General features: G+C 39.4%; 25 protein-coding genes. 20 read left to right on the top strand and 5 right to left on the bottom strand.

All coding sequences use genetic code 11. The features are described from left to right. Window positions 1-224: 224 nt before the first annotated feature. Window positions 225-551, bottom strand: a complete 327-nt coding sequence (locus tag GKC25_RS11430) for an uberolysin/carnocyclin family circular bacteriocin (RefSeq protein WP_034661404.1) — start codon at window positions 549-551, stop codon at window positions 225-227. A 319-nt stretch (window positions 552-870) separates the two neighbouring features. Between GKC25_RS11430 and GKC25_RS11425 the strand changes: the two genes are divergently transcribed. The 4 genes from GKC25_RS11425 (at window position 871) to GKC25_RS11410 (ending at window position 3,738) form a co-directional block, all read left to right on the top strand. After that, on the top strand, window positions 871-1,182 hold the full coding sequence (locus tag GKC25_RS11425; RefSeq protein WP_252067788.1) for a hypothetical protein: 312 nt from the start codon (window positions 871-873) through the stop codon (window positions 1,180-1,182). 137 nt (window positions 1,183-1,319) lie between these two features. Further along, a complete protein-coding gene (locus GKC25_RS11420) occupies window positions 1,320-1,874 on the top strand; it encodes a hypothetical protein (RefSeq protein WP_034661402.1) in 555 nt (184 codons plus the stop codon). 158 nt (window positions 1,875-2,032) lie between these two features. After that, window positions 2,033-3,445, top strand: a complete 1,413-nt coding sequence (locus tag GKC25_RS11415) for a polysaccharide deacetylase family protein (RefSeq protein ID WP_342689796.1) — start codon at window positions 2,033-2,035, stop codon at window positions 3,443-3,445. A gap of 101 nt (window positions 3,446-3,546) precedes the next feature. After that, window positions 3,547-3,738: a hypothetical protein gene (locus GKC25_RS11410; protein WP_003217441.1), complete on the top strand. Its 192-nt coding sequence runs from the start codon at window positions 3,547-3,549 to the stop codon at window positions 3,736-3,738. A 46-nt stretch (window positions 3,739-3,784) separates the two neighbouring features. Here GKC25_RS11410 and GKC25_RS11405 read toward each other — a convergent pair whose 3' ends face one another. After that, window positions 3,785-3,916: a hypothetical protein gene (locus GKC25_RS11405; RefSeq protein WP_260850340.1), complete on the bottom strand. Its 132-nt coding sequence runs from the start codon at window positions 3,914-3,916 to the stop codon at window positions 3,785-3,787. 150 nt (window positions 3,917-4,066) lie between these two features. Between GKC25_RS11405 and GKC25_RS11400 the strand changes: the two genes are divergently transcribed. After that, complete coding sequence (locus GKC25_RS11400; RefSeq protein ID WP_003217377.1) at window positions 4,067-4,267, top strand: NUDIX hydrolase; 201 nt, start codon at window positions 4,067-4,069, stop codon at window positions 4,265-4,267. 173 nt (window positions 4,268-4,440) lie between these two features. Here GKC25_RS11400 and fabF read toward each other — a convergent pair whose 3' ends face one another. Continuing rightward, the gene (gene fabF / locus GKC25_RS11395) at window positions 4,441-5,673 is read right to left on the bottom strand and encodes a beta-ketoacyl-ACP synthase II (protein WP_003217365.1); all 1,233 of its coding nucleotides are present in this window, start codon (window positions 5,671-5,673) and stop codon (window positions 4,441-4,443) included. A gap of 104 nt (window positions 5,674-5,777) precedes the next feature. On the opposite strand from fabF, the gene GKC25_RS11390 reads away from it, so the two are divergent. From GKC25_RS11390 to GKC25_RS11355, 7 genes are all read left to right on the top strand, one after another. After that, complete coding sequence (locus GKC25_RS11390) at window positions 5,778-6,614, top strand: helix-turn-helix transcriptional regulator (RefSeq protein ID WP_034661397.1); 837 nt, start codon at window positions 5,778-5,780, stop codon at window positions 6,612-6,614. 472 nt (window positions 6,615-7,086) lie between these two features. After that, complete coding sequence (locus GKC25_RS11380) at window positions 7,087-7,662, top strand: TetR/AcrR family transcriptional regulator (protein WP_003217451.1); 576 nt, start codon at window positions 7,087-7,089, stop codon at window positions 7,660-7,662. Between the two features lie 109 nt (window positions 7,663-7,771). After that, entirely contained in the window at window positions 7,772-8,620 is an 849-nt protein-coding gene (locus tag GKC25_RS11375) for an alpha/beta fold hydrolase (RefSeq protein ID WP_034661396.1), read from the top strand. 16 nt (window positions 8,621-8,636) lie between these two features. Continuing rightward, window positions 8,637-9,695, top strand: a complete 1,059-nt coding sequence (locus GKC25_RS11370; protein ID WP_342689795.1) for an alkene reductase — start codon at window positions 8,637-8,639, stop codon at window positions 9,693-9,695. A gap of 338 nt (window positions 9,696-10,033) precedes the next feature. Next, a complete protein-coding gene (locus GKC25_RS11365; protein ID WP_003217300.1) occupies window positions 10,034-10,819 on the top strand; it encodes an SDR family NAD(P)-dependent oxidoreductase in 786 nt (261 codons plus the stop codon). A gap of 186 nt (window positions 10,820-11,005) precedes the next feature. Further along, a complete protein-coding gene (locus GKC25_RS11360; RefSeq protein ID WP_106031284.1) occupies window positions 11,006-11,758 on the top strand; it encodes an SDR family NAD(P)-dependent oxidoreductase in 753 nt (250 codons plus the stop codon). Between the two features lie 373 nt (window positions 11,759-12,131). Next, entirely contained in the window at window positions 12,132-13,145 is a 1,014-nt protein-coding gene (locus GKC25_RS11355; protein WP_003217281.1) for an NADP-dependent oxidoreductase, read from the top strand. A gap of 448 nt (window positions 13,146-13,593) precedes the next feature. Here GKC25_RS11355 and sigK read toward each other — a convergent pair whose 3' ends face one another. Next, window positions 13,594-14,319 carry an RNA polymerase sporulation sigma factor SigK gene (gene sigK / locus GKC25_RS11350; protein WP_034620857.1) on the bottom strand — a complete coding sequence of 242 codons (726 nt, stop codon included), beginning with the start codon at window positions 14,317-14,319 and terminating at the stop codon, window positions 13,594-13,596. Between the two features lie 234 nt (window positions 14,320-14,553). Between sigK and GKC25_RS11345 the strand changes: the two genes are divergently transcribed. The 4 genes from GKC25_RS11345 (at window position 14,554) to GKC25_RS11330 (ending at window position 17,634) form a co-directional block, all read left to right on the top strand. Next, entirely contained in the window at window positions 14,554-15,675 is a 1,122-nt protein-coding gene (locus GKC25_RS11345) for a Rap family tetratricopeptide repeat protein (RefSeq protein WP_034661385.1), read from the top strand. 177 nt (window positions 15,676-15,852) lie between these two features. Beyond that, window positions 15,853-16,593: a polysaccharide deacetylase family protein gene (locus tag GKC25_RS11340; RefSeq protein ID WP_106038000.1), complete on the top strand. Its 741-nt coding sequence runs from the start codon at window positions 15,853-15,855 to the stop codon at window positions 16,591-16,593. Window positions 16,594-16,677: 84 nt separating this feature from the next. Next, the gene (locus tag GKC25_RS11335) at window positions 16,678-17,406 is read left to right on the top strand and encodes an SGNH/GDSL hydrolase family protein (protein ID WP_223249890.1); all 729 of its coding nucleotides are present in this window, start codon (window positions 16,678-16,680) and stop codon (window positions 17,404-17,406) included. Between the two features lie 78 nt (window positions 17,407-17,484). Then, entirely contained in the window at window positions 17,485-17,634 is a 150-nt protein-coding gene (locus GKC25_RS11330) for a hypothetical protein (protein WP_003217499.1), read from the top strand. A gap of 135 nt (window positions 17,635-17,769) precedes the next feature. Here GKC25_RS11330 and GKC25_RS11325 read toward each other — a convergent pair whose 3' ends face one another. Then, a complete protein-coding gene (locus GKC25_RS11325) occupies window positions 17,770-17,910 on the bottom strand; it encodes a sporulation histidine kinase inhibitor Sda (protein ID WP_003217327.1) in 141 nt (46 codons plus the stop codon). Between the two features lie 362 nt (window positions 17,911-18,272). Between GKC25_RS11325 and GKC25_RS11320 the strand changes: the two genes are divergently transcribed. From GKC25_RS11320 to yhbY, 4 genes are read left to right on the top strand one after another with little or no spacing between them, the layout of a single operon-like run. After that, window positions 18,273-18,794, top strand: a complete 522-nt coding sequence (locus GKC25_RS11320) for a YqeG family HAD IIIA-type phosphatase (RefSeq protein WP_034662006.1) — start codon at window positions 18,273-18,275, stop codon at window positions 18,792-18,794. Between the two features lie 2 nt (window positions 18,795-18,796). Further along, on the top strand, window positions 18,797-19,897 hold the full coding sequence (gene yqeH / locus GKC25_RS11315; protein WP_034661381.1) for a ribosome biogenesis GTPase YqeH: 1,101 nt from the start codon (window positions 18,797-18,799) through the stop codon (window positions 19,895-19,897). A gap of 21 nt (window positions 19,898-19,918) precedes the next feature. Beyond that, on the top strand, window positions 19,919-20,761 hold the full coding sequence (gene aroE, locus GKC25_RS11310; protein WP_034661380.1) for a shikimate dehydrogenase: 843 nt from the start codon (window positions 19,919-19,921) through the stop codon (window positions 20,759-20,761). After that, a complete protein-coding gene (yhbY, locus tag GKC25_RS11305) occupies window positions 20,755-21,045 on the top strand; it encodes a ribosome assembly RNA-binding protein YhbY (RefSeq protein ID WP_034661378.1) in 291 nt (96 codons plus the stop codon). The genes aroE and yhbY overlap by 7 nt, the downstream gene beginning before the upstream one ends. Window positions 21,046-21,049 lie beyond the last annotated feature (4 nt).

The raw sequence follows: 21,049 nt of genomic DNA, 5'->3' as shown, positions 1-21,049 counted from the left end.
CCGAATAAAGTATCAAGGATACAAGAAAATAATATGTACTGTTTAGAAGAAAACGATGTGAAAAATGGAACCTTACGTATTATAAACTGAGCTAGATTTGAATATTGTTGTTGAATTCTAATTGATAGAAGTAGTGATAATAATGGATATAACATCTTCTCACCTGCATCAAAATTTAAATAGAAGGAGAACAAAGTCTCCTTCTATTGAGTCATAAAAATGAATTACCAAGCAATAACGGCTTTACGGCCTTTTTTCTTAATTTGGGCTTTAAGGTACTGACGAATGGTCTCTTTACCAGCCGCTGCAATAAGAGAAAGACCACCTGATCCTACAGCAGTTAAAATGGAGACGATTGTTGTAACAGCTCCGCCCGCTTCAACAACGTTCAAAACAACAGCTGCAACACTGCCTGGAATACCAAATTCTTTTGCTAGATCAGCAACTGGCAGCATCTGTAGCGAGAAGGAAAAAAGAGCTAGCATAAGGAAACCTACTGCTAAAGCACCAAAAAGAACATGTAGTTTGATTTCGTTTCTTGTTTCTGTCATATCAAATTCCTCCCTTTTTTGACTTTTTATTACTATTCTATCTTATGATATCTTTTCATTCATAGCAATCCTTTTTTTTCTTTTTTTTCATGAATTAGTTATAGATTAATATAAAAAAGGTGAAAAGATAAGTGAGAAAAGAATCGTTTTTGCTAGGATAAAACGAGTAAACATGATCGGAAATACCTTGTTTTCGCAGATGGATAAGCATGTCTAATTGCATGTAGGAAAAGAGATTGGTGCTAAGGGATCAATATCCTTTGATCAAAACCTCCTTTCAAGATAAAATTGGAAGTATCAATCATTCTGTTGGAGGTGGTTGTCTGAATATTCAATTGTTAACGCAGGTGATGCTGAAGAATTTACAGCATTAAGACTAGAAGCACTGCGATTACATCCAGAGGGCTTTGCGATGAGCTATGAAGAAGAACAAATAGATACAAAAGACAAATATGCGGCTCGTTTTACTTCGGCACAATCTATGTGGACCTTTGGCACCTTTTATCAAGGGCAGCTTGTGGGGACGGTCACGCTCATCCAAGAAACCTTACAGAAATTAAAGCACCGAGCGAATGTAGCAGTGATGTATGTAACGGCTGGTGCCCACGGAAAGGGAGTAGGCAAGTCTTGATGACGGAAGCTCTTTCCTTCGCACGAGAACGACAGGACATCGAGCAAATGTATTGATCAGTGCACTAAAATGGACGGATACATATGCAGATGAAGAAAAAATGGGTTTATTTTTATCATCGTTTGGAGGAGATACAAGTGGAACAACAGACCATGCGCATTACATTAGCAACAGGACCAAATAGTGAGCTAGAATCTTTTGCCCTGCGTGCAGCATTTGAGAACTTTGGTGCAAAAGTCGATATGCATTGGATAGGCAGACCCAATGATCTGATTGATGTGTTATCTGGGAGAAATAGAAGGGAGACGGACTACTTTCTTTTATCTTTTCATGGGGAAGAAGGAGCGTTTCTCATGCCGGAGTTAGGGGAAGATGTATACGAAGATGGGGAGCCTAGAGGTGTAACTTTTGGAGCGGATGAAATCAAGCGGTATGCTTCGTTAAAAGGGGTTCACGTCATATCAACCGGCTGCACACTAGGTGAGAAAAAACTTGCAGAAGCCTTTTTAGAAGCAGGTGCTTTGTCCTATACAGCGCCTGATGATTACATTGATGGAGATGCGGCATTTATCTTTGTCCTGACAATGCTGTATGAGCTCATGAACAATACGAAGACGGTTAGAGCGGCTTTTGATCGAGCGAGTTCTATTGATGAAGAAACGAAATTATTTCAACTATATATGCAAAAATAATCAAAGGGCTGAGAGATCAAGCCCTTTTTTTCAACCTCTCTTAATTGTGACGAAAATGTGACAAATGTGTTTTTTGAAAACTAAATCGGGTTGGCGCAAAGTCTATCCTACAAACACACGTCATCAAGACATGACGCCATCACGAGAGGGGAATCATTGTGTCAATGAAATGGAAAATCAGTCTCGTCCTATGCGGACTTGCAATCATCATCGGAATCGCTGCGTTTTATCATAATCAGCAGGCAAGCGGGACAGAGAAGAAGAAGGTAGAACCAGATGCGAGCTATAAAGAAGTTGAAATTGTCACTCTCGTGAATGACGGGAGATACTTGAGATATGCTGTGAACTATCCAGTGTTTCATCAAAAAAAGCTAGATCAAGAGATGAAAAGATTTGCAGAAACAGCGCTCGACAAATTCAAAACATCATTTAGTGAAGCAAGCGATGTCGATGAAGATCATCGATACGAATTAAACATAGATTACGAGATTACTCATTATGCCAAACAAACCGCTGCGATCAAATTCAATACATATGAATTGAAAGGCGGAGTAAAAGGCGCACATCAAACGAAGTTGTTCAATTTTGATTTCAAGAAACAGCATTTTTTATCAATAGATGATTTATTTTTATCAAAGAAAGAAGATCTGCAAAAACTGTCTCATATGACATTTGATGAATTAAAAAAAGATCGCTCTCTTGCTGAAAATGAGCATTTGCTCAAGCAAGGAACGTCTCCTTCGGCAGAGCATTATCAGTATTTTGCCATCAAGGATCGTTTTATTGAATTTTACTTTCCAGCAGGGCAAATCGCACCAGACAAAAAAGGCCCTCAAGTGCTGGCGATTAAAAAAACAGTGCTTAAAGGAATGTTAAAGCCTGAATATATTCATAAAGAAAAGAACAAAAATGAGAAAAAAGAACCGATCCCAAAAAGAAAGCTCGTAAAACTGCCAAAACAGGCAACATTCAACCCAAATCAAAAAGCCATTGCCCTGACATTTGACGATGGACCAAATCCATCCACGACCTCAAAAATTTTAAAAGCCTTAAAAGAAAACAAAGGACATGCGACATTTTTTGTATTAGGCAGCAGGGTTCAATATTACCCCGATATGCTGGGTGAGATCAGAAAGGGTGGGAATGAAATCGGAAATCATTCCTATAGCCATCCTTTACTCACAAGACTGCCGTTAAAACAAGCTATCAAACAAGTAGAAGATACGCAGCAAATTATTGAAAAAGCAGGCGGATTCACACCGACTCACTTTAGACCGCCATATGGTGGAACAAATGGGCAGATCAACGAAGCTGTCAACATGAAAGTCACGCTTTGGGACGTAGATCCTGAGGACTGGAAATATCGCAACAGCCAATACGTCGCCAACTACATTCTCACACATGCGTCTAGCGGAGAAACTGTCTTAATGCACGACATCTATGACACCTCGGCAAACGCAGCTGTCACGATTATCAAGGAATTGACCAAACAAGGATATCAATTATTAACAGTTTCAGAGCTTGAGCAGTGGAAGGAAGCGCGCGCGAAGAAAGGTGAATCGAATACGTAATGATCATGCGAATCTTAGTGGATTCGCATCTTTTTTTAAAAGCCAATCATGAAAATAAAGGGAAAATATGTTAAAGTGAATGTAGAAAGGGAGGGCTTCGGATGGTATTGATGAGGTTGATCAGTCTATATATGCTGACAGCGTTTTGTTTGGGTTTTATCGTCAACTATGTACCTGGTTTGATGCTGCCCATCTATATTCTTGCGATGATCGGGCTCATTTTATGTCTCGTTCATATTGCACTGCATTATATTCGTCGAATCAGATATATGTTGCTTCATGAGAAACGATAAGAATAATTGCTTACTCTAAAAACCTCTCTCTAAAAGGGTGAGGTTTTTATTTTTTCGGTTTTTGCTGTTCTAACAGTTGTATGATTTTCTCGTTCGACTCTTTCATTTGTCTTAATAAAGAAACGATATTCCCTGTAAATCCAATGAGGACAATAAGTAAAATGATGATGATCCACATGCTGTGGCCTCCAATCTGCCCACGAATGCTGTTTTGCCCCTTATCCATTATCTTATATCAAGGATACATTATAATGAATGTATTGAAATGAACAGTTCGTGCTATTTATTCGACAATTGATGTAAACAGAGAATGATTGGGGAGATTTCTTTGAAACGAGTAGACGTAGTATCAGCTATTATTTATGATGAGGAAGAAAATATGTTAATGGTCAAAAATGTAAAGGGTTATTGGGAACTTCCAGGCGGTACTGTAGAAAAAGGTGAACACCTGCAGCAGGCCGTGGTCCGTGAGGTGAAAGAAGAGACAGGGTATGTTTGCAAAGTAAATGAACTTCATTCGGTTCGATAAGTATTCTTTCACGATAAAATGCATCATGCACTCATCGTGACCTTCTTTGCGGAAATCATCGGCGGGCAGATGAACATTCTAGATCCGGATCATGATATTCTAAATTTGAAACCAAGGGTGATCAACCCTTGGTAGATGTATTTATTTCACCTCTGAATTATAAAGGTGGATCTTCAATCATAATTCTTTAACACGATTGCTGAATTATGTCCGCCAAAGCCAAAAGAATTTGATAGTCCATATTTCATTGGAAGATTTCGCGTTTTTGAGACAACATCTAAGTCGCAATCTGGATCTAAATTCTCTACATTAATAGTTGGAGGAATAATTCCTTGTCTCAAACTTTCCACTAAAGCAATTGCTTCTACTCCACCAGCAGCACCAAGCATGTGACCAGTCATTGATTTGTTTGCAGTTGTTGGAATTTTGCGGGAATGTTCACCAAACAATTTCTTAATAGCTAGAATTTCTGAACGATCACCTATTTGTGTACTTGTTGCATGAGCACTAATAACATCAATTTCACCTGTTGATATATTTGCACTTCTCAATGCTTTTTTCATTGCTAAGTAGGCACCCTTACCTTCTGGGTGTGATGCTACCATATGATGAGCATCTGAACTAGCTCCGTATCCCACTACTTCACATAATATCGGCGCATCTCTAAGAATAGCGTTTTCTAATGATTCTAATACTAAAATACCTGCGCCTTCACTCATAACAAAGCCATCTCTATCTGTATCGAACGGACGGCTGGCTCGACTTGGATCTTGGTTTTTTGTAGATAGTGCATGGGCGTTTCCAAAACTAGCCAAAGATAACTGTGTGATTGCAGCTTCTGCTCCACCGGCAAATATAATATCTGCCTCATCATTTCGGATAGCATTGAAAGCTTCACCAATAGAGGTGTTCCCGATTGAACAGGCCGTTACTGGTGATAATGACGGGCCTTGTGCCCCTAATCTAATACTTATTTGAGCCGCAGCTGCATTTGAAATCATCATTGGTACAAGGCTAGGGCTTACTCTTGCGGGACCTCGTTTATTTAATACATTCACATTATCAACAAGTGATTGTATACCTCCGATCCCTGAACCAACGTATACCCCTAAACGTTCAAGATCAACCTTATCTAACTGTAATTGTGATTTTTCTAATGCTTGTTCGGCTGCTGCTAAAGCAAACTGACTAAATCGATCTAATCGTTTGGCTTCTTTCCTCCCAAATATTCCATCTACATCGAAATCACGAACCATTCCAGCTATCTTTGTTTTATAATCAATAGTATCAAAAGAATCAATTAGAGATATTCCCGATTGACCTTTAACTAGTTGATTCCAAAAGCTATTTACATCATTTCCTAGAGGCGAAATAATTCCCATTCCAGTAATGACAACTCTTTTCATAATATTTCCCTCCTTATTTTTTATTAACTTTAACTTTTGTGTTATCCTATTACAAGTTGTTGTTTATCCTAGTATAATTAGCACTATTTAAAAAGGAGATTTTAATGAAACCTGAAACAAGACTTCAAGCTTTATCAGAATTTCTAAAGAATCAACGTTCGAAAATTACTCCTCAAATGGTTGGTTTACCTGTAGGAACCCGCAGAAGAACACCAGGACTAAGAAGAGAGGAAGTGGCTCAACTAGCCGGTGTAAGTCTTACATGGTATACATGGTTAGAACAAGGTAGAGATATAAAAGTGTCTACTTCGGTATTAGATGCTATTTCTCGAGCATTACAATTAAATAACGATGAAAGGAGATATTTGTATGCTCTAGCGTTAGAGGAAGGAGTGAAACAACCCTTTATAAATGAGAAGGAGAAGGAAATCAGTCCGGCTTTAGTGAAAATTTTGCAGGAACTTCGTTATTGTCCAACAATTATATCAGATAGAAGAAGTCAGATTGTTGGGTGGAATCAAGCAGCAGCTAATGTATTTTTGGATTTTGAACAAATCACCCCAGCAGAAAGGAATATAATACGCTTACTATTCGCAAGAAAGGAATTTAAAAGTTTAGCAGTGAATTGGGAGCATTTTGTTAGAGGATATATCGCAATATTTAGAACGTATTATGGACAGTATGTGGCTGATGACTGGTATGAGCAATTTATACAAGAAATGGAACAGGCATATCCTGAGTTTCATAAAATTTGGAATGAAAATGAGATAAGCTCTGCTCCTGAAGTATTAATTGAGTTTCGTCATGCTAAGGTAGGTAAAATGTTGTTTAATCTTACTTCGTTACAAGTGCATGGAGATACTGATTTAAGATGCAGCGTCTATACTCCAGTTGAGAATACTGAAACTGAGCTTAAGTTAAAACGTTTAATTGAAAGCTAACCATATAAAACATATGATGAATTCTAAATTCTTTACCGATCGTTCTTGAATTTGCTATGCTTGAAACACGTTAGATCTAACTGTTTTGCTACTCAAACGAGAGTGATCATTCTTTATTATTTTAGAATGAGGGAGGGATGAATGCATCAATGATTCTTAGTCCTTTCTCAGAATTAAGAGGTAATACGTTCTAAGGTGGGATTATGTCTAGAAATAAATTTGATAAAAAAGAGCATTAAGAAAACAATGGGGCTTTTCTGGGAACAGGGTTATGAAAAAACATTCATGCAAGACTTGGTGACATATGGGTGTTCATCGCAGAAGTATAATTCTTTACTTATCGTTCTAAAAAGGGTATTATGTAATCATGGTTTGTAATTCATGTGTTTATTTTAGAATGTTCATTCTATAATGGATGATGACTTTTGTTTTTGTTAGTATTGGTTCATGGATTTTTTTAAGGAGAATTAAAATGGCTAGAAGTAAAGAGTTTGACGAAAAAGAAGTATTAAGAAAAGCAATGGAGTTATTTTGGGAACAGGGCTATGAAAAAACATCCATGCAAGATTTGGTGGATCATATGGGGATACACCGTAGGAGTATATATGACACATTTGGCGACAAGCGTTCATTGTTTTTAGCTTCCCTTCATCATTATGAAGAGCTCATCGTTAATGAGATGGAAAGCATAATCAGCAGCACTTCATCCATTAAACAGACGATACGTGATGTTTTTATTTTCGTACTGAATTCCATTAAACAATACCCAAAAGGATGTCTATCAGTAAATGCAGCCATTGAATTATCTTTGTTGGACAAAGAAATTGGGCGCATCGTTACAAAAATGTTTAATCGTACTGAAGATATGTTTAATTCCCTTATAAAACAGGGTCAAACTAATGGAGAGCTATCAAAAGAAATCGATTCTGATAACATATCTCGTTTCTTACACAACAATTTGGTAGGTATAAGAGTACTAATAAAAACTGATTACAGTAAAAAAGAATTAGAAGGCATCATTTCTCTAGCACTTTCAGTGTTGGACTAGCTTTCTTTTTTTACCCTTTTTAGAATGTTCATTCTAAAATAAGCATGAAACAAACCAGCATAATGCATAGTTATAAATCGTTTTTTAATTTCTAAGGAGGAACACAAAAATGAGAAATTTTAAAATACCAACAGAATCAGAATTTATTGAAGCAGAAGGAACTCGTTACGCATATAGGAGATTTGGTACAAAAGATGGTATACCAGTAGTATTTCTTGTTCACTTTAGAGGAACGTTGGAAAACTGGGATCCAGACATGCTTGAACCTATTGCAAATAAACGCCCAGTAATCTTATTTGACAATAAAGGGGTTGGTGAGACCGATGGACTAACGCCTACTACAATTGCTGATATGGCAAAAGATACAGCAACATTTATAAAAGCACTTGGATTAGAACAAGTCGACATTCTTGGTTTTTCCATTGGTGGCATGGTTGCACAAGAGCTAGCTTTACAAGAAGGAGATTTAGTAAGAAAAATGATTTTGGCAGGTACTTCGCCTGAAGCTGGTATTAATCCAAATCCAGAGATTTTTGAAAGAATGAATCGTCACGGCGGAACGAAAGAAGATGGAATAAATGATTTTATGTTCTTTTTCTACGAACAAACTGAAACAAGTAAATCTGCAGGAATGGCTTCACTACAAAGAATTTTTAATCAGAAAAAAGTAAACAGTTCAGAGCAAGTAAAAGAGGCACAATTACAAGCTCTTGCAAAATGGGCTAAACAAAAATCTAATCATGATTATGAATGGTTACAAAACATCAAACACCCTGTACTTGTTACTAATGGTGTTAATGATGTGATGGTACCGACTAAAAACAGTTATATCTTAGCAGAGAAATTACCCAAAGCACAGCTGATTATATATCCTGATTCTGGTCACGGGCATCTGTTTCAATATCCAGAACTATTTGCAGAACACGTAAATTTATTTCTTGATTCTAATTCTTATTAAAAAGGAGAGTATTCATATGAGCAAATTATTTGAAAAAGTTCGTATTGGAAACATTGAATTAAAAAATCGTATAGGTATGGCTCCGATGACTAGAAATAGAGCTTTACCAGATGGTACGCCGAGCGATTTAGTAGCTGAGTACTATGGTCAGCGTGCTTCAGTCGGTTTAATTATAAGCGAAGGAACCCAACCTTCAGATGATGGGCAAGGTTACACGAATACACCTGGTATTTATACAGAAAATCATATTAGAGGGTGGAAAAAAGTAACTTCTAAAGTTCATAGTGAAGGCGGTCATATTTTTATTCAGCTTATGCATGTAGGACGTGTATCACACCCTGATAACACACCTCACCACCGCCAAGCAGTTGCACCGTCAGCTATTGCACCTGGTGTAGAAATTTTCACGGCAGAAGGAATGAAAGAAATTCCAACACCAAGAGAACTGAGTGAGCTTGAGATAAAAGATGTTATCAATGAGTTTCGTTTAGCAGCACGTTCAGCAATTGAAGCTGGTGCAGACGGAGTTGAAATTCACGGAGCGAATGGTTATCTGATCCAACAATTCCTTAGTGAAAACTCCAATCATCGTCAAGATGCATACGGTGGTACGATTGAGGGGCGTTCTCGATTCGCAATTGAAGTAGCTAAAGCAGTTGTTGATGAAATAGGAGCAGAAAGAACAGGCATCCGTTTTTCTCCTCAAGGAACACTGCAAGGCATTGATGAGGGGGAGAATAGCCTTGAGATGTATCGCTATTTAATAAGTGAATTAAATAAGCTTAACCTTGCTTATCTGCATTTAATGCACTTTGGAAACGAGCAATTCCTAAAAGATGTGCGTCAACTTTGGGACCAAGCACTTCTTGTTAACCGTCCAGGTCGTCCTCTAGATCAACTTTCGTCTGATGTAGATAATAATATTGCAGATGTTGTCACAGTAGGCACTTGGGTACTAGCTAATCCAGACTTTGTAGAACGGATTCATTCAGGTGCTCCTCTAAACGAACCTGATAAAAACACGCTCTATACAGGAGGAAAAGAAGGCTATACAGATTATCCTTTCTTAAAATAATTTAATTAATTATGAATATCCCATCTAGGGATATTCATATCTTTTTTTCTTAGATTCTTTATAAATAGATACATGTGCGTTAAGTAAAAATGTGAAGGATTGTCATGAAAGTTTTAGCGATTGAAAACTACGGTGAAAAACCAAATTTTTTTAGACTTCCCTAAGCCCAAAATAAATAATGGCGAGGTCTCAGTTGAGATATATGCGGCAAGTATAAATCCTCTTATACAAAAATTACAATTATCGATAACCTACATCCATAGTAACAACTCGCAGTAAGAAACGCTGTAAAACGTTTTAAAGGTTTAATTAAACTAAAAATGGAGGTGTGCTGTAAAATGAAAAAAACTGTTCTTATCACCGGGGTATCGGGTGGAATTGGCAAAGAGTTGGCGGATCGTTTCGCCAAGGGAGGATATAATTTGGTGCTGGTGGCGCGTAGCGAGGGTAAGCTTTTGGAGCTCGCAAAGGAATATAGGAAAAGATATGGCAGTCAAGCGACGGTCATCGCAAAGGATGTGGCTTCACCCGGTGTGCCGAAAGAGATTTTTGCGGAGCTCAAGGAGAAGGGGATCGTCGTCGACTATCTTGTCAATAATGCCGGCTTCGGTTTGTACGGGACGTTCTTGGAGACGCAGTTAGAACAAGAGACGAATATGATTGACGTCAATATCAAGGCTCTGACTGTTATGACGAAACTGTTCTTGCCGGATATGGTCAAACGAGGCCAAGGAGGCGTGATGAATGTGGCTTCGTTGGTGGCTTTCTTCCCGGGACCTATGATGTCGGTTTACTACGCAACGAAGGCGTACGTGCTGTCGTTCACTGAGGCTTTGGAGAACGAACTGAGCGGTACAGGGGTGACTGTGACGGCACTATGTCCGGGACTGACGTCAACCGGCTTTGTTGAACGTTCGGGTATTGGGGAATCGAAGTTGTTCCAGAGTGGTGCTATCATGGAGGCCGGGCAGGTGGCTGAGGAAGGGTACCGAGGCTTCTTACGCGGCAAGACGTTCATAATGCCAGGGGCTCGAAACCGGTTCATGGCATTCCTTCCACGACTGATGCCGCGCAAAATGGTGACCCGTATGGTCAGATCCACACAGCAAAGAACAGGGCATTGACCTAATTGAGGGTGACCAGGTGGGAGTGGCAGTTGATTATGATCTGCCATCTAGCCAAGATCTCGTATTGGAATAAATCGTTCACTAAAAAAGTTACAGAGATTTTTATAAAGACGGAAACCTTCTTATTTGATCTACTGAAACATGGTCAAGAACAAGGAGAAATATTTTTAAGGAGAGAATAATATGAAGTACACAGTTATTACAGGAGCAAGCTCAGGTATCGGATATGAGACAGCATTAGCATTTGCTGCTCGTGGCAAAAACTTAATTATTGCAGCTAGAAGATTAGATAAATTAGAAGAACTTAAATCAACCATTCAGAATCTAAATCCTAGTTTAGATGTTATTATTCGGACAAGTGACCTATCTGTCAAAGATCAGGCATATACACTGTATAACAGTTTAAAGGAGTATCAAATTGAGACTTGGATTAATAATGCTGGTCTTGGTGAAACCTCTTCTGTCATAGATCAGAATTTAGATAAAGTAGAAACCATGTTACGCGTGAACATAGAATCCTTGACAATCCTTTCTACACTATTTGTAAGAGAATATGCTGATGTAGAGGGAACTCAATTAATTAACGTATCCTCAGCACTTGGATATGTAATTGCTGTTGGCAGTGTTGCTTACTCTGCTTCTAAATATTATGTTAGTGCCTTCACCGAAGGGCTTGCAAAAGAACTTGAACTGAAAGGTGCGAAAATGAAGGCAAAAGTTTTAGCACCAGCAATGACGGAAACAGAATTCGCAAAACATGCAAATGATATAAAAGAGTTTGATTACAAAGCAAATCTCCCTATGTACCACACAGCTAAGCAAATGGCAGGTTTTATGATGGAGGTTTATGACAAAGATGAAGTGGTTGGGGTTGTAGATGAAAACTATGAATTTAAGTTGAGAAAGCCGATCTTTCCAATACTAGAAAGCCTTTAAATCTAATTTTTATATATATGGTAACATAATCGTTTAGCGATGGCACCAATGACACGTAGCAAAGCGCAAGAGATAAGTATAACTTATGGCAAATATCAAGGTTCCACAAACAGTTTGGGACTGGGAAGTGACTCTCTATTTTTGTAACAAAAAAAAGGGAATGAAAAGTAGTTTTTAAATTGAACCTGCAAAATGGACAGTAATGCTTAAAAAAGGCATACAACTGAAAAATGCTTGACGCATGAATTGCGCTACACTGGCTGACGTGTACTGCATTCGAACGCTATGGGCTGATGAACTCTAACATCTGTTCTACTGATTGAGTGTGGGAACACCAGCTGTAATAATCTCAAGGAAGGATGCTAATGAAAAAATGAAAACACTCATGAAAGCAGCTCAGATCACCAAGTATTCAAAAAATATCCATGCCAAAGTCAATGACATTCCAATTCCAGAAATCGATGAAAACGAAGTCTTGGTAAAGGTCAAAGCTGCGGCAGTCAATCCACTCGAAATGTTAATTATTACAGGCAGCGTGAAACTGATTCAAGATTATGAATTCCCATTAACGCTTGGTAATGAATTGACAGGAGTTATCGAAAAAATCGGAAAAAATGTGACAGAATTTCACGTAGGAGATGCCATCTATACACGTCTTCCCCTTAAAAAAATTGGTGCTTTTGCGGAATATGCCGCAATTGATGCTGCCGCAATTGCACCCATGCCAAAAAATTTGTCTTACGTGGAAGCCGCTGCTGTACCACTGGCTGGACTCACAGCGTATCAAGGTCTACATGAAGAACTTGAGGCACAGTCAGGTAAATCTGTCTTCATTCCAGGTGGATCAGGCAGCTTTGGTCAAATGGCTGTACCAATAGCAAAGGAAATGGGCCTAAATGTCATTGTTAGTGGCAACTCAGAAGCGCGCGAACGCACTTTGGAAATGGGTGCAGACCAATATTTGGATTATGCAATAGAAAACTATGTTGACTTGTTGTCGAATGTGGATTACGTGATTGATACACTGGGACCTAAAGAATTTGACAGTGAATTGAGTATCATCAAACCGGGCGGAAGATTGCTCTCTCTCCGTACAGGACCAAATAAACGTTTCGGGAAATACCTAAATTCCCCATTGTGGAAACGAATATTATTTTCCCTTGCTGGCGCAAATTATGACCGCAAAGCTAAGAAACAAAACGTGGAATATCATTTTATTTTTGTTCGTTCTGACGGCGCACAACTTAAAGAGATTACCAAAATCATTGAAGAAAACAACATTGTTCCAGCAATTCATCCAATACTATTTACTATAGACAACGTAAATGAAGCGCTAGAACTAGTCGCAAATGGACGACCAAAAGGGAAAGTGATTATTAATTTTTAAGGGGAATATGAAGAAAGCAGTCAAAAAATTGAGATCATTTATGTAAAGGATTTTGAAAGGATAGAAAAACTTCAGCAAGCCGGAGTTCTGTATCAGTAATTATAAAACATGGAGAACTAGCCATCCAATTTTTCCTATAAAAAAGTTGGATTTAAGACAGGTGGTTACTTTAACAGACATGCCACGACATGGTAATTACTGTCTGTTTATAAAAAACACTATATTTAGACTAGAGATTAAAATTCTTAATCAATAAGATGAAAAAGTAAAGAACGATCCTGTTTTGACTTACCATTTTAACCATAATTCACATAAACGTATAGAAACGATGGCAAATGAATATAAGGAGTGTAATGGAATTAAGCTCCATAACCAATGATATGGTTTTATTATGTTGAGTGCTTAGTGGAATGAAAAGAAGCCGGAATTTAGACCGGCTTCTTTGATATTATTTCCCCTTCTCCCGCTTCCGTTTCTCCTTCTCCGCCCGGTAAAATTCATGAAACATCTTCATCAGCGCCCGCTTCTCAATACGGGATACATAGCTCCGCGAAATCCCGAGCTCCTTTGCTATTTCCCGCTGCGTTTTTTCTTTCTTTAAATCAAGACCGAATCGGCCGACGATGACTTCTTTTTCTCGGCCGTCGAGAATGTCGATATACTCCTTTACTTTTTCAAGCTCCATGTTGAGCTGAATGGTATCGATCACATCTTCACTTTCTGATTTTAAGACATCAATTAAAGAAATTTCGTTGCCTTCTTTATCCTGACCGATGGGGTCATGTAAGGAGACATCCTTTTTAGTTTTTTTGAGTGCGCGTAAATGCATCAGAATTTCGTTTTCAATACACCGCGCCGCATACGTTGCCAGCTTTGTTCCTTTTCCAGAGGAATAGCTTTCGATGGCTTTAATGAGTCCGATCGTCCCGATGGAGATGAGGTCTTCAGCGTCTTCCCCGGTATTTTCAAATTTCTTGACAATATGGGCGACGAGCCGAAGGTTATGTTCAATCAGCATATTTCTCGCGTGTTCATCGCCCTGTGCCATAAGGGCTAAGTATTTTTTTTCATCATCTCCTGAAAGGGGCTGTGGAAAGGCATTGTTTTTGACATAGGACACTAAGAACACCAATTCTTTGACCATCAATCCCATCGCTGTAAATACTCCTGCCACGATTTTCACCTCCACCATGTTTAGGCCACTGCCTATATCCTCAAATGTATGTGAAGGGGGGATTGTCTGTGTCTGTACGATGAAAAAATCATCTTTTTCGAAAAAAACGGGCTTCTGTTCGTCTGTTTTTGCTGCCCTTCTCATATGTTTGCGGTTTCTTTGCGGTGCTTGGCGGTCAAGAAGCGTGCTAAAATATGTAATATTAGACCGAAAAGGAAGGGGTTTTTTCGGAACATGGGGAAGGTTCTTTCTTCACATGTAGGTATGAAAATTAATGAATGGTATCGAATGATACGGCAGTTCAGTGTTCCAGATGCGGAAATCCTGAAAGCAGAAGTAGAAGCGGAAATTGAACGGATGGAAGAGGACCAGCATTTACTGATTTATTATCAGCTCATGTGTTTTCGGCACCAAATCATGCTTGACTATATACACCCTTCAAAATATCAACCTTTCTCAGTATCTAATCTTGTCGATAAAATCGAAAATTCCAATCATGAGTTATCTGATATGCTGCATTATTACCATGCATTTTTTCGTGGCATGCATGAGTTTAGTCAAAAAGAATATTTAGAAGCCGTCAAATATTATCGAGTGGCAGAAAAACAGCTGTCCATGGTATTTGATGATATTGAGCAGGCTGAGTTTCATTTTAAAGTAGCAGAAGCCTACTATATAATGAAGCAAACGCATGTCTCGATGCATCATATTTTAAAGGCGCTGGAAATATACGATCAGCATGATGCCTACTCTATTCGCATCATTCAGTGCCTTTTTGTTATCTCAGGAAACTATCAAGATCTAAAACGAAAAGACCGGGCACTGCCTCATTTAAAAAAAGCAAAACAGCTCGCATCACAGATTGATCACCCGCGGATATACAGTTCAGCGCTTTATAATTTAGGAAAATGTTATGGGGAGCTGGGCTATAGAGAGGAAGCAGAACGCTATTTAACGGAATCGGCTGATATTGCCTGTAAAGAGCAGCTTCCCACGCTTCCGCATACGCTCTATACGCTGGCAAAACTGCTTTTTAGACAAAATGAACAAGTGGAAGCACGCCGCATATTAGAAGATGGAAAATTAGCTGCAAAGAAGCATGAAGACCAGCTGTTTTGTCATATGTTTGAGTATCTGGATGCTTTATATGTTCAAGGAATGAATGAAGAACAACTGCAAAAAACCATTGATTATTTGGAAAAACTTAGCCTATACTCTTATATAGAGGATATCTCACTAGAAATTGCGACAGCCTTAGAAGCCTCTCAACAATACCAGAAGTCCAACCAGTATTATCAGAAATTATTATGGGCTCAAAATCAAATCCAAGAAGGAGAGTGTCTGTATGAATTCTAAGCAACGTTCGACAGTTGAAGAGAGAAACCAAACGTGAAACAAAAAGCGGGCCTGATGGGCCGGCTTTTTTTTATGTCAAAAAAGAAGTCAGAGATGCGGACCGTGACTATGAATGCTGAATGATTCATCAAAAAGCGGGCAATTTAATCTGTAAGAATGTTCTGTGGAGGCGGTCAAATGAGAGGGTTGCATGTCTTGATGTGTATATTGCTGCTATGTGCTTTTGTTCCTAATGAAGTAGAGGCATATACATTAAAACGAGTCGATCTTGAAAAAACGGGACATGCCTTTTGGGACATGAGAGCGGAACGGAAAAAGATTGCGATCACCTTTGATGATGGACCTCATCCAGTTTACACGAATCAAATATTGGATGTGCTGAAGCAGCATCAAGTAAATGCCAGCTTTTTTGTCGTAGGAAGCCGGATTCACGCATATCCAAAGATCGCAGAACGGATTGTGGACGAAGGAAATGAGCTTGGCAATCACACGATGAATCATACGTATTTTGACCTGTTATCATCAAAGGAGATCAAGCAGGAATTAAAAGAATCAGCGGCTCATATCGCTTCACTTCAGCCTGGCGGACCCTTATTATTTCGCCCCCCTGGCGGCCGCTTGACGATGACATCATTCCGCATTTTGTCAAAGCAAGGATATGATGTGGTCATGTGGTCCTTTACGCAAGATCCGAAGGACTGGTCAAGACCAGGCTCACGCAAAATTGCGAGCCGGATTATTGATCATATTCAAGGCGGCGATATCATTCTTTTGCATGATGGCGGGGGCAATCGGAAGCAGACGGTAGAAGCACTGAAACAAGTGATTCCTGAATTAAAGGATCGAGGCTATGAATTTGTCAAAGTGAGCGAACTGCTGCATCATGACAAAGCGTATGTACCTGTTCAACTGCAATAGGAAGCATTCGTCAAAAACAGTCATTCATTGAAACCAAAAGTCTTGTCGTTTACTATATGAAGAGGGCTTTTGGAGGTGAATGTTGTGAAGAAATGTGTTGTCCTTTTTATCCTGCTTTGTGTCGCTGCTGGGTGCTCAAAGCCAGAACAAGAAAGTGTCATTGCATTTGGCGACAGCAATACAAGGGGATCAAACTGGGACTTTCGAGATTATCCAACATCTGAAAAATGGGTGAATCTCATGAAAAACGTCGAGCGCGGCCAAATTCAAGTGAAGAATGCAGGCATTGGCGGGCAGACAACTGAAGACGCGAAGCTTCGCTTTGAGCAGGATATTTTAAAGCAGAAACCAACTTACGTCCTCATCATGTTCGGTACGAATGATGCGGCGATTTTAGATGGGAAACATCCCCGCGTGACGAAAAAACGATTTAAAGAAAATGTATCCTACTTCATTTCTGAAAGTAGAAAAGAAGGCATTACCCCGATTCTCATGACCTGTGTACCTGTTGTAGAAGGCGGAAAAAAGGGCTTGTATTACTACTCTAGGTATAAGTCATCTTATTTTGCTGAGAGAGGCGGGGCAAGAGCTTGGCAAAATTCCTATAATGACATTACGAGAGAAATAGCCAAGGATCAGCAAGTACCGCTTGTCGACAATTGGAAAGCGTTCATCCGAGAAGCTGGTGAAGATAGTGACAATGCGCTGATTCAATCAGGTTTGATCGACCCTTCTGGCAATCATATGACGCCAAAAGGGGCAAGAATTATTTATAACGAAATCAAAGAGCGTGATGTCATCAAACATTTTTAAATGATGGCCATCTGCCTAAACAAGACCATCCATCCAGCATAGTCTAACAGTATATCTTCCTAGAAGGAGGTAACTGATATGTGGGGATGCCCTTATCCTTACCCTGCGTGTTCACCTTATCCAGCTCAAGGAGCAGGAATCGGTTACGCTTTTCTTGTTGTGTTCCTTGTGGTCATTTTGGTCGTAGGCGGAGGGTTATGGTTTTGGAATGAACAGCCTTGCAAATAAGACACCTCTTCTTTGATGAGAAGGGGTGTTTTTTACGGAAAATAGTAGTAAGCCTATAGCGCAAGTGATATAATATCAGTCACCTGAGTTTAAAAAAGGAGAGTGCTCGGGAGGCATGGTTCCTGCGAAATGGAATTAAGAGGAAACAGAGAGCATATGCCCGAGCGAACGTCTTTTCATTTCTGTCTCAATTAATTCAATGAAGTCGCGATTTAAGTTCATTTCATTTGCTTTATAATACGATTCTATAAGTAAATCATCTGACAGCTTTTTCATACTAGAAACCCATATGATGGGAAAAACACCTCCCCTGAAAAAGTTGGCATAAAACTTAAGGAAAAGACATATCATCATAGGTTGATCGAATGTCTCTGAAGTACCTTTAATCTACCATGAATGGGAAACAAGAACAATCGTTCTGTTATCCACATGGTGAAGTGGATAACTTGTGGGTAGAGTGTTTATAATTGAATGAAAGCGTGATGAAATATAGGTGGATAATGTGTGTAAAATTATCCACACCTGTTGAAGGTCCTCGTCATATGTCGAAAACTTTTTCATTGTATTCGATAGACAGACAAATTGTGATTTGATTCGACACCATCGCTGAAAAACCAAGGGAAGAAAGGGTGCAAATTGTGCTAAAGAAGTATTTCTTACCGGATGAATTTGTGAAAAGCATTTTCCACATTTCACCGCAAAAATTAAAAGAACGAAATGTAAAAGGAATTATTACCGATTTAGATAACACACTAGTAGAATGGGACCGTCCAAGTGCGACGCCCCGCTTAATTGAATGGTTTCAAGAAATGAAGGATCACGGGATACAAGTGACGATTGTATCGAACAATAATGAAAAAAGGGTCAAGCTTTTTTCTGAACCAGTTCATATCCCGTTTATTTATAAAGCGAAAAAGCCTATGGGAAGAGCCTTTAATAAGGCAGTCTCTGATATGCAATTGAAAAAAGAAGATGTGGTGGTCATTGGGGATCAGCTCATGACCGATGTACTAGGCGGGAATCGTCATGGCTTCCATACGATTTTGGTCGTCCCTGTCGCTGCCTCGGACGGATTTTTCACCAAGTTTAACAGGCAGATTGAACGCAGAATTTTAGGAGCCTTAAAGCGTAAGGGCCACATTCAGTGGGAGGAAGAGTAATAATGGAAAAGGTTGTTTGTATTGGCTGCGGTGTAGCCATTCAGACGGAAGATAAAGATCAATTAGGATATGCGCCGGCAGCATCTCTATTGAAAGAAGATGTGATTTGTCAGCGCTGTTTTAGGTTAAAGAACTACAATGAAATACAAGATGTTTCTTTAACAGAAGACGACTTTTTAAATATATTGCACAGCATTGGAGAGACAGATTCTCTGATTGTAAAGGTCGTTGATATTTTTGACTTTAACGGAAGCTGGATCAATGGGCTGAGTCGTATTGTCGGTGGTAATCCGATTTTACTCGTCGGCAACAAAGTAGATATTTTACCGAAATCCGTGAAAAAAGATCGTCTGATTCATTGGATGAAACGGGAAGCGAAAGAAAACGGATTGAACCCGATCGATGTTTTCTTAATCAGTGCAAGCAGAGGTCAGGGCGTACCTGAGGTGATGGAAGCGATCGATCATTACCGTGAGGGAAGAAATGTCTATGTCGTCGGCTGTACGAATGTTGGAAAATCAACATTTATCAATCGAATCATCAAAGAAGTATCTGGCGAAGAGAACGTGATCACCACATCCCAATATCCAGGTACAACACTTGATGCCATTGAGATCCCGCTTGATGACGGATCTGCTCTATTTGATACGCCAGGCATTATCAACCGTCATCAGATGGCGCACTATGTCAGCAAAAATGACTTGAAGATCTTAACGCCGAAAAAAGAATTGAAACCGAGAACGTTCCAATTAAATGAAGCACAAACGCTTTATTTTGGCGGCCTTGCTCGATTTGATTATGTAAAAGGCGGCAGAACGTCATTTGTCTGCTATATGCCAAATGAGCTGAACATACACAGAACAAAGTTAGAGAACGCAGATGATTTATATGAAAAACATGCCGGGGAACTGCTATCACCGCCATCAAAAGAGGGGATGGAAGATTTCCCTCCGCTCGTTCCGCATACCTTTACGATTGATCAGCCGAAAATGGACATCGTCTTTTCAGGCTTAGGATGGGTAACGGCAAATGATGCAGGGAAGCAAATCAAAGTCTATGCGCCAAAAGGCGTTCATGTGTTTATGAGACGTTCGTTAATTTAAATGTTCAAAGGGGGAGAGACCTTGAAACCTTTATACGGATTAATCGGTAACCCTGTTGGTCATTCAATGTCTCCGGATATTCATAATGCAGCATTGAAGGATGCTGGGATTGATGGACATTATCATGGCTTTCAAGTAGAAGACGAAGACCTTAAAGATGCCATTCGCGGTATGAAAGCCTTAGGAATAAGCGGCTTTAACGTCACTGTTCCGCACAAGGTAGACATTATGCAGTACCTTGATAAAATTGATGTGACAGCTGAACGCCTGCGTGCAGTCAATACGGTGCGGCTTGAAGGAGGTCAGCTCGTCGGGTACAACACAGATGGAGAGGGCTTTCTTCATTCATTGCTTGAAGCCTTGGATCAGCCTTTAACAGAGCTGTCATTTCTAATGATTGGTGCTGGCGGAGCAGCAAGAGCGATTTATACGACAATCGCTGACTATGCACCGAAAAGCTTTGATATCACCAACCGCACCATTGAAAAAGCTGAGGCTTTAATTGAAAGTGCAGATGGGAACATCACATCTAGTGCCATTACTTTAAAGACAGCAGAAGAACGACTTGGGGAATATGATGTCATCATCCATACGACCTCAATCGGTATGTACCCGAATGTTGAAGAAACCCCGATTTCTTTAGCAAACGCAAAAAAAACAGCGGTCGTTTGTGATATTGTGTATAATCCAATAGAAACAAAGCTGCTCAAAGAAGCAGCCGGGTTAGGTTTGAAAACAGTAGATGGTGTCGGCATGTTTGTTGGACAAGCAGCAAGAGCCTTTGAACTGTGGACAGGCATCACGCCTGACGCCAGAAAAATGAAGTCAATTGTAATAGAGAAATTAGGAGGAACACCATGTTAAAAGGGAAACAAAAACGTTTTTTACGTGCAAAAGCACATCATTTATCACCTATTTTTCAAGTAGGAAAAGGCGGGGTAAATGACAATATGATCAAGCAAATTTCCGAGGCGCTTGAAGTAAGAGAACTGTTAAAGGTCAGCGTATTACAAAACTGCGATGAGGACAAAACGGAAGTTGCGAAAGCACTTGTAAAAGGTGCAAAAGCTGAACTTGTTCAAACGATCGGAAATGTGATTGTCCTTTATAAAGAATCGAAGGAAAATAAACAAATTAAGCTGCCGTAAAGGT

The sequence above is a fragment of the Bacillus pumilus genome (assembly GCF_038738535.1).
In the GTDB taxonomy this organism is placed as follows: domain Bacteria; phylum Bacillota; class Bacilli; order Bacillales; family Bacillaceae; genus Bacillus.
The sequence above is the reverse complement of the archived record's forward strand: the minus strand, read 5'-3'. Positions and strand labels throughout refer to the sequence as shown.

Bases quoted from the DNA above. Each gene is read 5' to 3' on its own strand.
- GKC25_RS11325 (WP_003217327.1), bottom strand. From the start codon at position 17,910: ATGAAAAAGCTGTCAGATGATTTACTTATAGAATCGTATTATAAAGCA.
- GKC25_RS11345 (WP_034661385.1), top strand. From the start codon at position 14,554: ATGGGGAAGGTTCTTTCTTCACATGTAGGTATGAAAATTAATGAATGG.
- GKC25_RS11340 (WP_106038000.1), top strand. From the start codon at position 15,853: ATGAGAGGGTTGCATGTCTTGATGTGTATATTGCTGCTATGTGCTTTT.
- GKC25_RS11360 (WP_106031284.1), top strand. From the start codon at position 11,006: ATGAAGTACACAGTTATTACAGGAGCAAGCTCAGGTATCGGATATGAG.
- yhbY (WP_034661378.1), top strand. From the start codon at position 20,755: ATGTTAAAAGGGAAACAAAAACGTTTTTTACGTGCAAAAGCACATCAT.
- GKC25_RS11380 (WP_003217451.1), top strand. From the start codon at position 7,087: ATGGCTAGAAGTAAAGAGTTTGACGAAAAAGAAGTATTAAGAAAAGCA.
- GKC25_RS11375 (WP_034661396.1), top strand. From the start codon at position 7,772: ATGAGAAATTTTAAAATACCAACAGAATCAGAATTTATTGAAGCAGAA.
- yqeH (WP_034661381.1), top strand. From the start codon at position 18,797: ATGGAAAAGGTTGTTTGTATTGGCTGCGGTGTAGCCATTCAGACGGAA.
- GKC25_RS11430 (WP_034661404.1), bottom strand. From the start codon at position 551: ATGACAGAAACAAGAAACGAAATCAAACTACATGTTCTTTTTGGTGCT.
- GKC25_RS11410 (WP_003217441.1), top strand. From the start codon at position 3,547: ATGGTATTGATGAGGTTGATCAGTCTATATATGCTGACAGCGTTTTGT.
- GKC25_RS11405 (WP_260850340.1), bottom strand. From the start codon at position 3,916: ATGTGGATCATCATCATTTTACTTATTGTCCTCATTGGATTTACAGGG.
- GKC25_RS11330 (WP_003217499.1), top strand. From the start codon at position 17,485: ATGTGGGGATGCCCTTATCCTTACCCTGCGTGTTCACCTTATCCAGCT.
- fabF (WP_003217365.1), bottom strand. From the start codon at position 5,673: ATGAAAAGAGTTGTCATTACTGGAATGGGAATTATTTCGCCTCTAGGA.
- GKC25_RS11370 (WP_342689795.1), top strand. From the start codon at position 8,637: ATGAGCAAATTATTTGAAAAAGTTCGTATTGGAAACATTGAATTAAAA.
- GKC25_RS11355 (WP_003217281.1), top strand. From the start codon at position 12,132: ATGAAAACACTCATGAAAGCAGCTCAGATCACCAAGTATTCAAAAAAT.
- GKC25_RS11390 (WP_034661397.1), top strand. From the start codon at position 5,778: ATGAAACCTGAAACAAGACTTCAAGCTTTATCAGAATTTCTAAAGAAT.
- GKC25_RS11365 (WP_003217300.1), top strand. From the start codon at position 10,034: ATGAAAAAAACTGTTCTTATCACCGGGGTATCGGGTGGAATTGGCAAA.